Here is a 13,292-nt window from a genome sequence, read left to right as displayed (position 1 = left end):
GTTAAAGCCCTAAATGGGCTTTAACGGGTAGCCTGTGAACGTGAGCGAACAAGTCTAGGATACCCAGTGTTTCGACTAATAAGGAGGAATTTCATAATGCCAAAGAATAATGACATAAAAAAAGTTTTAGTAATAGGTTCTGGTCCTATAGTTATTGGCCAAGCAGCTGAATTTGATTATTCTGGTACACAAGCTTGTGAAGCGCTTAAAGAAGAAGGCGTAGAGGTTGTACTTGTAAACAGCAACCCGGCAACTATTATGACTGATAAGGATACGGCAGATAAAATATATATTGAGCCCTTAACTGTAGATTTTCTTGAAAAAATAATAGCTAAAGAAAGGCCGGACAGCATAATTGCTGGAATGGGCGGGCAAACAGGTCTTAATCTTTCAGTAGAGCTTTATGAAAAAGGTATTCTAGATAAATACAATGTAAAAGTTATTGGAACATCAATAGAAGCTATTAAAAAGGGAGAAGACAGAGAACTTTTTAGGAATGAGATGCAAAATATAGGCCAGCCGTGTATAGCAAGTGAAATAATTACGGATATGGAAAGCGGCAAAAAATTTAGCGGAAAAATTGGGTATCCTGTAATAGTAAGACCTGCTTATACTCTTGGAGGAAGCGGCGGAGGAATAGCAGAAAATGAAGAAGAACTTGAAGTAATTTTAGCTCAAGGATTGCAATTAAGTACTATTGGACAGGTACTTGTTGAAAAGAGCATTAAGGGTTGGAAGGAAATTGAGTACGAGGTTATAAGGGACAGTTTTGGAAACTGTATTACTGTGTGCAATATGGAAAATATAGATCCGGTAGGCATACATACAGGCGATAGTATAGTAGTTGCCCCTAGCCAGACATTGTCAGATAGTGAATACCAGATGCTAAGAAGTGCATCAATAGACATAATAAATACAATAGGTATTGAAGGAGGCTGCAATGTACAATTAGCACTAAATCCAAATAGCTTTGAATATGCAGTAATAGAAATAAACCCTAGGGTTAGCCGTTCTTCAGCACTTGCATCTAAAGCCACTGGGTATCCAATAGCCAAGGTTGCCGCTAAAATAGCACTAGGCTATGGCTTGGACGAAATAAAAAATGCAGTTACGGAGAAGACCTTTGCCTGCTTCGAACCATCACTTGACTATGTAGTAGTTAAGATTCCAAAATGGCCTTTTGATAAGTTTTATGACGCAAACAGGCAGCTTGGCACCAAGATGATGGCTACCGGAGAAGTTATGGCTATTGGCAATACCTTTGAGGCAGCATTTTTAAAGGCAATACGTTCATTAGAGCTTGGAAAGTTTACTTTAGAGCATAAGAAAATGAAAAAGTTAAGCCTAGAAGAACTTAAACATAGAGTAATGTCTCCTGATGATGAACGAATTTTTGCTTTAGCTGAAATGATAAGAAGAAATTATAGAATCGAAATGATATCTCAGATAACAGGCATAGACAGCTTCTTCGTAAACAAAATTAAAGGCATTGTTGATAAAGAGGAAGAACTAAAGCAATTAGATTTAAATGATGTATCAAGAGAACTACTAATTGAGTTAAAGAAAAAAGGTTTTTCAGATAAAGGAATAGGAAATCTTTTAAAGGTGAGTCCTGATGAAATTTATAAGCTAAGATTAAAGTGGGATATAACACCGGTATACAAGATGGTTGATACTTGTGCCGGAGAATTTGAAGCATTGTCACCATATTATTATTCAACTTATGATACATATGACGAGGTACAGGTTTGCAAAAAAAAGAAAGTAGTTGTTATTGGCTCAGGTCCTATAAGAATTGGGCAGGGAATTGAATTTGACTATGCTTCTGTGCATGCTGTTAAGGCTTTAAGAAAAATGGGTATAGAAACAATAATTATAAATAACAATCCTGAAACAGTAAGTACAGATTTTGATATATCGGATAAGCTCTATTTTGAACCTCTCACAGAAGAGGATGTTTTAAGTATAATAGATAAGGAAAAGCCATACGGAGTAATACTGCAATTTGGTGGACAGACAGCTATTAAGCTTGCTAAATTCTTAAAAGAAAAAGATATATACATTTTAGGAACTACTTCTGAACAAATTGATGCTGCAGAGGATAGAGAAAAGTTTGATGCTATTCTTGAAGAGCTTGATATTAAAAGGCCTAAGGGAAAAGCTGTATGGAGTTTAAAAGAAGGCTTAAAGGAAGCTGAAATTTTAGGCTATCCTGTACTAGTAAGGCCTTCCTTCGTTCTAGGTGGACAGGGCATGGAGATAACTTATAGTGAAGAAGAACTTAAATATTATCTTGAAAATGCCTTTGAAAAAGACAAGAAAAATCCTATACTAATTGATAAGTACCTTATGGGAAGAGAAATAGAAGTTGATGCTATATGTGACGGGGAAAATGTGCTTATCCCCGGAGTTATGGAGCACCTTGAAAGGGCTGGAATTCATTCTGGAGACAGTATAACATTGTATCCAACACAAAATGTATCAGCTGATATAAAGGCCAAGATACTTGATTACACTAAAAAACTTGCCTCTTATATAGGCATAAAGGGCATGATTAATATTCAATTTATTGAATATCGGGGTGAACTTTATGTAATAGAAGTTAATCCAAGAGCCAGCAGAACAGTACCATATATAAGTAAAGTAAGCAAAGTACCTATAGTTGAGCTTGCGACAAGAATTATGATGGGAGAAAAAATAGAAAACCTAGGCTACGGCATATACATATATAAAGAGCCGGATATTGTAGCTGTAAAGGTACCAGTTTTCTCAACACAAAAGCTTCCTAATGTGGAGGTATCCTTAGGACCTGAGATGAAATCAACAGGTGAGGTTTTGGGGGTAGGAAAAAATGTATACGAAGCAATTTATAAAGGCTTTGTTGCGGCAGGCATGCAGTTTAAAAATGAAAAGAAAACCGTACTTGTTACATTAAACAATCATGATAAAAAAGAATTCTCTGATATTGCAAAGAAGCTTAGTGAAATGGGATATGCTTTTATAGCTACAGGTGGTACCGCTGAATTTTTAAGGAATGAAGGCTTAGAAGTTAAAGAAGTCATGAAGCTAAAAGAAGGAGAGCCCAATATACTGGATGTAATAAAGAATAGAGAAATAGATATTGTTATAAATACTCCAACTAAAGGTAATGATTCTCATAGGGATGGATTTGTTATAAGAAGAACTGCCATTGAAAATAATATTGAAATATTAACCTCTATTGATACAGTCAGGGCATTGGTTGAGGTAAGCAGCAGAGTTAATATAAATAATGGTCAAGATTGTATGAATGTTTACAATATGGGTCATAATCTAAATTAAAATGAACTAAGGGATGTGAGTAAAAGTGAATTGGATAAATTCTATAAAAAACTACAAACCCTATAATGAGCAGGAAAAAAAGGATAAAGAAATAATCTTAAACTGCATTAATATTTTTGATGATGTGCTAACTAGAAATAATGAAATAGCACATATTACAAGCTCAGCTTTCGTTGTAAATAAAAATAAAGATAAAGTTCTAATGGTACATCATAATATATATAACTCATGGTCGTGGACAGGAGGACATGCTGATGGAGAAGAAGACCTTTTAACTGTAGCAATTAGAGAAGTTAGAGAAGAAACCGGAGTTAAAAGTGTATATCCTGTAACTAAAGACATATTTTCTATAGATATACTAACTGTGGTGGGTCATATAAAAAAGGGCAACTATGTAGCACCGCATCTTCACTTATCTATAGCTTATTTGCTTGAAGCTGATGAACAAGAAGCTTTAACTATAAAAGAAGATGAAAACAGCGGTGTAAGATGGGTTCCTATTGATAAAGTCAATGAATACAGTAATGAGGCACATATGCAGAAAGTATACGAAAAGCTTATTAGTAAGATTAAAGAATTATAAAAATAGCGCAAATATATTTGGAGAAGTCTAAATATATTTGCGCTATTTTTATAGAGCTTTAGAGTCAATAAAATAATATTTTAAAATACATATAAAAGAATTAATCACATTCATGTCATAAAAGAAGTATATAATATAAGAGTGGTTTAAAAAAGGGAGATGTTATAATGGAAGAAAAGTTCGACTTGTCAGAATATATGAGCAGCGGAATTGAAAATATAGTAAAAAATATAGTGAAAGCATCATTAAAAAACCCTAAGGAAACAGCTTTTGTCATGAAATATATGCTTGCAAGCAAAGAAGCCCAAAGAAAAAGGACCTTGCTTTCAAACAAAGGACAAGATATACCGCCATTTTTAATCTCAAGTATAACCAGCAGGTGCAATTTATTTTGTAAAGGCTGTTATGCAAGAGCAAATAAGTCCTGTGGAGAAAACTTAGATATAAATCAATTATCAACAGAAAGATGGGGAGAAATTTTTAGAGAGTCTGGGGATTTAGGAGTTTCATTTATACTGCTTGCTGGAGGAGAGCCATTAATGAGAAAAGATGTAATGGAGGAGGCGGCAAAAGTAAAAGAAGTTATATTTCCTATCTTTACAAATGGGACAATTATTGATAATAATTATGTAAAATTATTTGATTCCAATAGAAATCTTATACCGATGATTAGTATAGAAGGAAATGAAGAGCAAACGGACAAAAGGAGAGGAAAGGGTACTTATAATTCTATAATTAAAGTTATGAAGACTTTAAAAGAAAAAGGGATATTATTTGGAGCGTCTATAACAGTTACAACTGAAAATACTGAGATAGTTACAAGCAAGACATTTTTTGATGAGCTGTATCGTTTGGGCTGTAAGGGTATAATATTTGTAGAGTATGTTCCGGTAACTGAGGTAACTAAAGAACTTGCACCTACTGATAAAGAACGTGTAATACTTGAAAATAACCAAGAGCAGCTTAGGAAAGAATATGAAGATGCTATTTTTCTATCATTTCCTGGAGATGAAAAATATACAGGAGGATGTCTTGCTGCTGGAAGAGGCTTTTTCCATATTAGTGTAAACGGTGGGGCAGAGCCATGCCCGTTCTCGCCATATTCAGATACTAATATAAAAGACTGCACTCTCCTTGAAGCTCTTCAATCACCTTTATTCAAAAGGTTGAAGGAAACGGGAATGCTATTAGGGGAACATGCTGGAGGTTGTTTGCTATTTGAGAAAGAGCTTCAGGTTAAGGGACTCTTAGATAATTGTTCATAAAGGATGAAGGGCTTCATGGAAGGCTTATGAGAAAGATGATACAATGATTGTTTTAAATATAAAAGACAGTAAACAAAGCTTTAGAACTTTGCTTGCTGTCTTTTTTGCTCTTATTCCATTCTAGATTTTAAGGCCTCAGCCATGGAAATCCTATTTACTTTCTTTCTACTCAAAAGTTTTGATAGTTCATAGGTTAAAAATATTATTATAAACCCTGCAATAAGATAGCCATAACCAATAGTTACAGGAAAGGAGATACTCATATCTTTTGTTACTGATGCAAACATTGCTTTTAAGGATACTAGAAGAAGAGGTACCCCTAAAATGTAGCCAGCTATAACTATGAAAGAAGAGCTGTTCAAAATGAGGGAATATACTTCATTTTTCCTATAACCTAATACCTTCATAAGTGATATATTTTCCTTATTTTCCTCTATTGTAAGTGAAGTAACAACATATATCACTATGAGCCCGATTATAAAGGACATAAAGGCTATAGTTCCTATAGAAGCTTGAAGAGGCTGTGTCATAGTATCGAAGGCTTTCCTCATGTCATCAACTGTCACAGAAGCTAAAAGCTTGTTTTCAGGAATGTCAAGCTTTTCTGTGCTCCATAGTCCCATGTAGCTTCCGGCTGGGTAATCAAACATATCATTTAGTTTATCAAGAGGTATATAAACATACTGACCTACGTAGGTTTCGGCGATACTATCCACCGTTACGTTATATGCTTTTGAGTCAAGCCTGTTAACAAATTGAATAATATCTCCCTGTTTTATATTTAGTTTATCAGCAAGTGGTCTTGTAATAATAATTTTATCTGATTTTAAAGTAGTGCCTGATTTATCTTTGAAGGTAATATATTTAGAATCAGGGGTTACTCCGTATATTGTAAAGGTTGCTTTGTTATCTGACTTTAATGCTGCCGGTATTTCAGAAAAAGCTTCACCACCATTTGAAACTCCATTCTGAATAGAATTAAACACGTATTGATAGTTGTACTTAAAGGCTTCACTAAAGGAATCCTTCATTAGATAATCAATAGAGCTTTTTGCTGCAAAGCCCATTAATAGCATCATGGTAGCTATTATAATACCAAGCAAAAGGAATAAACTTCTTGGTATGCTTCTTAGCTGCTCCCTTATTTTAAACTTAGTATTAAATTTTAACTTATCAAGCTTTATCTTTCTCTCTAAGAATCCAACTTTATTGTTTTCTTTACCGCCTCTCATAAGCTCAACAGGTGAGCTTTTAAGCGCTTTATTTACTACAAAGTAACTGCAAATTACTAAAAATATTAATGGAAGAAGAACGCTTATTATAATATAGTTTATATTGAAACTTACTGAGCCAACGGGCATATTAAAGTATGACACCATAAAGTTAAGCATAGGCTTTAGTGTTAATGCACCTAGAATTGTACCAACAATACCTCCAAGCAAAGCAATTGAGAGAGGATACATAAGATAATGCTTCACAATCTCTCTTTTTTTATAGCCTAAAGCATAGAGAGTTCCTATAATAACTGCTTCTCTTTTTAGCATTCTCCACATCACTATACCTGTCAGTATACAGGTAAGAATAAGTATAGCTATTGGCGCAGAAGAACTCATTTGATCGATTCCTTTAAGCTTAGCAGTGACATAAGTAACTCTAACATTATCAGTAATATTCATCCATCCGAGGATAATAAAATTATTACTTCTTAAGAAGTCTTTAAATTGAGTGATACTATTATCAATATTGCTTCTATCACCATTAAATCTAATAGTATAAAAACTATTTCCCTTGTTAAGTGCATTAAAGTCTTCTTTTCCTATTACGGCTATTCCAAAATTATTAGGATCATTCATCAAATCTGATTCTGTTCTTAGTGGGTATATATAATTTGGAAGAGACATAAATCCGGATATTTTAAAGTTTTTATCATATAACTTTATGCTATCTCCAACTTTTAACTTATTTGCTTTAGCATAGCTTGGATCAATAATAATGTTACCAGCGCTTAAGGAAGTTCCTTCGATTATCGCAGGTACATTAACTTTGGTATTTTCACTGAATATCCTTAGGGTCTTATCTTTTGATATAGAATAATCAACTGATTTGCTCTCTTCTATACTCATATTGAAATTTTGTTCTAAAGCGGATATGTTATTGAGTTTTTTATCCAGTATAAAGTTTGCGTCTTCCTGCTTATAATTTTTTTCAAAGGAAGAAGACAATCCAGCCATATTAGTTGAAAGCAAATTAAACATAGTATAAAGAAGGCAGCTTAAGATAATGAGTACTAAGGAACCAAGATATTGAGACTTGCTTTCCAGCATGGTACACTTTATTTTTTTATTAATAATCATTACCATTCAATCCTTTCTGCAGGCATAATTGTGCTATTAATTATGCTCTCAACAATTTCTCCGCTTCTAACCTTATAAACTCTATTAGCCATAGCGCTAATTGCACTATTATGAGTTATCATTAATATAGTTGTACCAAAATCCTTATTAATCTGCTGAAGAAGCTTTAATATTTCTCTGGAGGTTACAAAGTCAAGAGCCCCTGTTGGTTCATCACAAAGTAAAAGCTTTGGATTTTTTACTATGGCTCTTGCAATGGAAACTCTTTGCTGCTCTCCTCCGCTTAACTCTTTAGGAAATCTGTGTTTCTTATCAAGCATTCCTACAGCCTTTAAAACTTCATCAGTATTTAAAGGGGTTTTGCTTATATTCGAAACAACTTCAATATTTTCTCCCACTGTTAAATTAGGAATTAAGTTATAAAACTGAAATATGAAGCCTATATTTTCTCTTCTATAGTCAGTAAGCTTATTGTCATTTAATTTTGTAATTTCAATATTGTCTACTAAAACAGTGCCTGAATCGCATCTGTCAATTCCTCCTATTATATTGAGAAGAGTAGATTTTCCAGAACCTGAAGGCCCGAGTATAACTCCAATTTCCCCTTTGCTTAAATCCATACCAACGCCTTTTAGAACTTGTGTAGTAATATCTCCGGTTTTATAACTCTTTTTTAAATTTTCTACTTTTAAAAACATTATTTTGTTCCTCCCATACCGTTTTTGATTAATTCAATCATAGCTTTTAATTCCTTTTCAACACGTTCAAAAGGCTCATCTATAATATCTTCTCCTAGGATTCTTGCTCTGTTCATCATGTATTCTTTAAATTTTAGGGATGTTCCTGTAATATAAAGAGATAGAAGATTATCATCTATGTCCTTTCTAATATGACCATTATCTTTACCTTGACGTATAAGCTGAAGAGTATATTCATTCGAAACTTTCATCATATATGACATAGATTCATCCGTTAAAGTGTTATATTTACCTAGGAATACATCTTGAATGAAGATAATAGACTCTCTTTCTTCTCTCATTTGTATCCAAAGTTCTTTTGAACTTTCATACAAAAAATCAAAAATATTAATATCTTTATTAGTAACCACCATGTATTTGCCGTATTTTTTCATAAGCAATTCAACACACCATTGTTCGGAATATAAAAAGAGCTCTCTTTTGTTCTCGAAATACTGATACATACTTCCTTTTGCAACTCCTGCATTCTTAGCAATATCTCCAATATTTCCTTTTTCAAAACCGTGCTTTACAAATTCACTTATGGCTGCTCTCATTATCTTCTCTTGTTTTTCTTCATTAAGATTTAAAAAAGTTTCTTTTGGCATTTCTATAGTTCCTTTCTGTAATGCTTGCTGGTTTTATAAAAATTTGAAGTTAAGTTAGTATAGATATAATTGGTATTAAAATTCTTAATACGTGTGACTTTTGGGTCATATGACTTTATAGTCATATTATATGACTGGTGAGTCACAAAGTCAAGATGTATTTTAATAAGTTTTGAATAATTTTAGACTCAATTTTATAAAGGGTATACTTATGATTGGACTCTAAAAAACTAAGCGAAGGAGATTGTATCCATCGCTTAGTTAGGACTTATGATATATAAAGATAATTATTAAAAACCACAAAAATCTGCAGCTTTCAAAACTTAATTGCAAGCAGGTTCCACACTTGATAAAGTACAGTCATTATCATGTGGTCGAACACCATATGAATATCTTCAGTAATTTGCATATTATTAATCGGTACATGAAGTGAGACATCAACTATCTGTTTTACTTTCCCGCCATTAAATCCAGTTATGCCGAGAGTTCTAATTCCTTCTTGTTTTGCATATTCAATAGCATTTACCACATTCTTGCTATTTCCGCTCCCACTAATTCCTATTACTAAATCCTCATGCTTTAACTTTCCAAGCAGTTGGAATCTAAATATCTCATCATAGCTAATATCATTGGCTACAGCCATAACAGTAGGCACATTGTCATTCAAACAGATAAATCTAAACTTTTTCTTAGTATATTCTGAAATACCCTTATTAAAATCATTTGCAAAATGTGAAGCTGTAGCTGCACTTCCGCCATTCCCAAAAATATAGATATTACCTTCTCTCTCGAATGCAGCTACAATTTCATTTATTGCTAAATTGATGGTATCAATGTCCAGCATATTGAGAACTTCAATTTCCTTGGCAATATAAGCTTTAATATTTTTGCTGTAATCCATTTTATTCCTCCTTCCAGTCGTCACACTGGGTAATTTAGAGTACTCACTCCGTTCGCAAATTACCCGTTAAAGTCCATTTAGGACTTTAACCTCCTAATAAACACCGTACATAATTTTTTTGCTGCTCCAATCCAATTTTGCCTTTTCATAATTTTCTAGCGTACCGATATCTATGAGATAGTCCTGTATCTCCCAGCCATACATATGCCCAGCAAGCTGCGGCAATATATCATTACCAAAATCAATAAACTTCCTATTGGGGAAAAAATCAAATATTTCTTTCCTTGCCGCATATATGCCGGCATTGGCTAAATTGCTTGTTGGATTTTGTGGTTTTTCAATAAATTCAACTATCTTTCTATTTTTATCAACTTGTGCGATGCCGCACTGCTTGGGGTTATTTGCATGAAAAAGTGCCATTGTTAATATTCCATCATGAGAATTGTGAAACTCAATCATGGAGCCTATATTGACATCAGTTAGATTATCAGCATAGCAAATCAAAAAGCTTTCTTCCTTTGATACAAAACTTTTGTTTGCTGCTACTGTCCCGCCGCTTCCTAAAAGAACTGGTTCATAAAATTCGTGGACATATAGTTTCCCTTTTTTATTGTAATAATTGATATACTGGCGAACTTGTCCAAATAAATAATGCGTATTGATTAGTACTTCAGTTACTCCATGACGTTCTAAGAGCTGAAACCACCAAAACAGCAAAGGCTGCCCGGCTATAGGCACCAAACATTTTGGTGTAATATCCGTTAGCGGCTTCAGTCGTGTTCCAAAGCCTGCTGCTAATAGAAAAGCTTTCAATTTATCACCTCAAATTCTTCTGCCTCAAGCACTAATATCGTTTATTGGTTTGCCATTTCCAAGCATCTCTTATTATTGCTGATATATCATTCTTAGGTTCCCAGCCAAGTATCTTTTTTGCTTTTTCATTCGAAGCTACGAGACTTGCAGGATCCCCTGGACGCCTTCCGACAACTTTGTATTTTATTTTTTTTCCTGTAATCTTTTCACATTCATTGATTATCTCCAATACCGTAAATCCGTTATTGCTTCCTAAGTTAAAGGCTTCAGATACATTATGCTGTATTATATGCATAAGACCTCTATAGTGAGCGTCAGCTAAATCATCCACATGAATATAGTCTCTTAGACAACTTCCATCTCGTGTAGGGTAGTCACTTCCAAACACTTTCAATTCAGCTGCCCCATCCATGGCTGCATGGAGTATCAAAGGAATAATATGATGTTCAGGATTGTGAGCTTCGCCTATCATTCCATCCTTAGAATCACCAGCTGCATTGAAATATCTGAACGCGCAAAACTTTATACCATATGCATGGTCATAGTCCTCTAGAATCTTTTCTCCGATTAATTTAGTCAATCCATATGGGTTAATTGGCTGCTGCTGATGCTTTTCATCAATGGGCAAATATTGCGGCTCTCCAAAAGTAGCTGCTGAAGATGAAAAAACAAAATACTTAACATTATTGGCCACTGCGGCGTCAAGCAATGTAATCATTTTTGACACATTGTTTTCATAGTACTTTGCCGGATTTGCAACGGAATCCGCTACATCAGCAAAAGCGGCAAAGTGAACTATGGCATCAAAATCACCAGAAGATAATATATTATTGATTAGTAATTTATCGCCGAAATCTCCCTCTACAAGCTTTCCAGAAGTAACAGCTTCTTTGTGACCATTAATTAAATTATCGATAATAACCGTTTCAATCCCTTTTTGGTTGAAATAACGATTAGTATGACTTCCAATATAACCTGCTCCACCAGTAATCAAGACTTTCATTTTAAACACATCTCCCTATTCCTAAAATTATCTGAACAGCTTCGTATAGGCTTTTGCAACATATATCCGCTAAATTGTTATAGTCGCCGATAAATATTGTTTTTACTCCAAAATTATGACCGGCAGCAATATCGCTATCACTATCGCCTATCATATATGAATGTGACTTATCAACATTAAATAATTTCTCTGCTGCCAGGAATAAGCCTATTCCTGGTTTTCTACAATTGCATTCACCAATTTCATGGGGACAATAAAGAAACAAATCAATGTTCGTATCTTTGCTATTTAGGTATTCATTGACTCTTTTATGAAGTTCATCAACTTCATTCTTAGTCATAACACCTCTTGCAATTCCTCGTTGATTGCTTATAACAACAATCTTGTATTTTGCATCGGTAAGCAATTTTATTGCTTTTGGAACATTTTCAAGGAACTCAAAGTTTTCCCACTGGGTAATATATTCGTGTTCTTTTGCGCATTTATTAATTACACCGTCACGGTCTAAAAAAATAACCTTTACCATATAAATTCCCTCTATACATGCTTAAGTTTCTGAAAAATAAACAACTCTACTGCCATGACAAGTAATTTTAAAAGGCATTTTAGTTAATCCAAGAGCAGCACTTAAATTATCATGCTTTTCAGCATCGCAATACAGAAGAAGAAATCCGCCGCCACCTGCCCCTAAGATTTTGCCGCCTTTGGCTCCGTTTAAAAGAGCAATCTCGTATAAATTATCAATATTGTTATTACTGATTGATTTTGTTATTGACTTTTTCTTTATCCAACCTTCATGAAGCACTTTTGCCAATGATTCAGTAAAACCGTGTTTATTCAAGTTCTCTGCCAGATCGTCAGCTTGATTTCTCATAAAATCAAGTACATCAAGCTTTTTTAAGGTATCATTATTCTGCTGGTTTAAAATACTATCTGCACTTCTGCTTATTCCCGTATACCACATGGAAAGTTTGCTATTCATAGCTTCTAAATCCTTTAAAGATAAATTAATTGGCTTGTAGGTCACGCTGCCATCTGCATTAAATCTGAAGTAATTCGTTCCGCCGTATGCAGCAGCAAATTGGTCCTGCTTCCCGATTGGATGTTTAAGCATATCTATTTCTAAATAACATGCCTTTTGTGCAAGTTCATGTGCTGAACACTGTTTACCTATATACATATAAAGAGCATTTAGCAATCCAACAGTGAAACTGCTGGATGATCCAAGTCCTGTGCCTGCTGGTATATCGGAAATGGAGGTTATCTCAATACCTTTTGAAATACCTACCATCCTTAAGGCGGCTTTTACAATATCATGCTGTAGTTCATCAAGATTATCTACAATTTCAGTCTTTGAATAGCTAACCCTAATGCTGTCATCAAAGCGTTTGTTGATAGTTATATACATATACTTATCAATGGTTGTGCTGACTACCGCTCCATATCCTGTTTTATAGTAACTCGCGAGATCTGTACCGCCACCGGCGAAGCTTATTCTAAAAGGTGTTCTTGTAATAATCATTTCATTTTTATACCCTCACTTTTTAATAATTAATAGGTTATAAATATAGGCTCTATGGCTAAACCTTATATTAAGTGTAATAACAAAAAAGATGGACTAGCCTCATACCTGGTTTATAATATGCAAGTAATCTAAAGAGGTTACAAAAGAAACTAAAAGGTCTGACACCTATGAATATAGTTGTC

11 protein-coding genes are annotated in these 13,292 nt (G+C 34.0%); 3 read left to right on the top strand and 8 right to left on the bottom strand.

What is annotated here, in order from left to right:
- Window positions 1-96: 96 nt before the first annotated feature.
- The 3 genes from carB (at window position 97) to JK636_RS02805 (ending at window position 5,169) form a co-directional block, all read left to right on the top strand.
- Complete coding sequence (carB, locus tag JK636_RS02815; RefSeq protein WP_202747310.1) at window positions 97-3,321, top strand: carbamoyl-phosphate synthase large subunit; 3,225 nt, start codon at window positions 97-99, stop codon at window positions 3,319-3,321.
- Between the two features lie 25 nt (window positions 3,322-3,346).
- A complete protein-coding gene (locus JK636_RS02810) occupies window positions 3,347-3,904 on the top strand; it encodes an NUDIX domain-containing protein (protein WP_202747309.1) in 558 nt (185 codons plus the stop codon).
- Window positions 3,905-4,071: 167 nt separating this feature from the next.
- Window positions 4,072-5,169, top strand: coding sequence for a radical SAM/SPASM domain-containing protein (locus tag JK636_RS02805; RefSeq protein WP_202747308.1), 1,098 nt, complete (start codon window positions 4,072-4,074; stop codon window positions 5,167-5,169).
- 110 nt (window positions 5,170-5,279) lie between these two features.
- On the opposite strand, the gene JK636_RS02800 is transcribed toward JK636_RS02805, so the two are convergent.
- The 8 genes from JK636_RS02800 to JK636_RS02765 all read right to left on the bottom strand — a co-directional run bounded on the left by JK636_RS02800 (window position 5,280) and on the right by JK636_RS02765 (window position 13,107).
- Window positions 5,280-7,523, bottom strand: coding sequence for an ABC transporter permease (locus tag JK636_RS02800; RefSeq protein WP_202747307.1), 2,244 nt, complete (start codon window positions 7,521-7,523; stop codon window positions 5,280-5,282).
- Window positions 7,523-8,221 carry an ABC transporter ATP-binding protein gene (locus tag JK636_RS02795; RefSeq protein WP_202747306.1) on the bottom strand — a complete coding sequence of 233 codons (699 nt, stop codon included), beginning with the start codon at window positions 8,219-8,221 and terminating at the stop codon, window positions 7,523-7,525. Before JK636_RS02795 ends, JK636_RS02800 begins: the two co-directional genes overlap by 1 nt.
- Window positions 8,221-8,868, bottom strand: coding sequence for a TetR/AcrR family transcriptional regulator (locus JK636_RS02790; protein WP_202747305.1), 648 nt, complete (start codon window positions 8,866-8,868; stop codon window positions 8,221-8,223). The genes JK636_RS02795 and JK636_RS02790 overlap by 1 nt, the downstream gene beginning before the upstream one ends.
- Before the next feature lie 316 nt (window positions 8,869-9,184).
- Complete coding sequence (locus tag JK636_RS02785; protein WP_202747304.1) at window positions 9,185-9,769, bottom strand: D-sedoheptulose-7-phosphate isomerase; 585 nt, start codon at window positions 9,767-9,769, stop codon at window positions 9,185-9,187.
- A gap of 93 nt (window positions 9,770-9,862) precedes the next feature.
- The gene (locus JK636_RS02780; protein ID WP_202747303.1) at window positions 9,863-10,582 is read right to left on the bottom strand and encodes a nucleotidyltransferase family protein; all 720 of its coding nucleotides are present in this window, start codon (window positions 10,580-10,582) and stop codon (window positions 9,863-9,865) included.
- A 31-nt stretch (window positions 10,583-10,613) separates the two neighbouring features.
- On the bottom strand, window positions 10,614-11,585 hold the full coding sequence (gene galE / locus JK636_RS02775; RefSeq protein WP_202747302.1) for a UDP-glucose 4-epimerase GalE: 972 nt from the start codon (window positions 11,583-11,585) through the stop codon (window positions 10,614-10,616).
- Window position 11,586: 1 nt separating this feature from the next.
- A complete protein-coding gene (locus JK636_RS02770) occupies window positions 11,587-12,111 on the bottom strand; it encodes a D-glycero-alpha-D-manno-heptose-1,7-bisphosphate 7-phosphatase (protein WP_202747301.1) in 525 nt (174 codons plus the stop codon).
- A gap of 21 nt (window positions 12,112-12,132) precedes the next feature.
- Complete coding sequence (locus JK636_RS02765) at window positions 12,133-13,107, bottom strand: GHMP family kinase ATP-binding protein (protein WP_202747300.1); 975 nt, start codon at window positions 13,105-13,107, stop codon at window positions 12,133-12,135.
- Window positions 13,108-13,292 lie beyond the last annotated feature (185 nt).

It is taken from the genome of Clostridium rhizosphaerae (genome assembly GCF_016765585.1).
In the GTDB taxonomy this organism is placed as follows: Bacteria; Bacillota; Clostridia; order Clostridiales; family Clostridiaceae; genus Clostridium_AT; species Clostridium_AT rhizosphaerae.
Note: the sequence above shows the minus strand (reverse complement) of the source record. Positions and strands in the feature narration are given on the sequence as shown.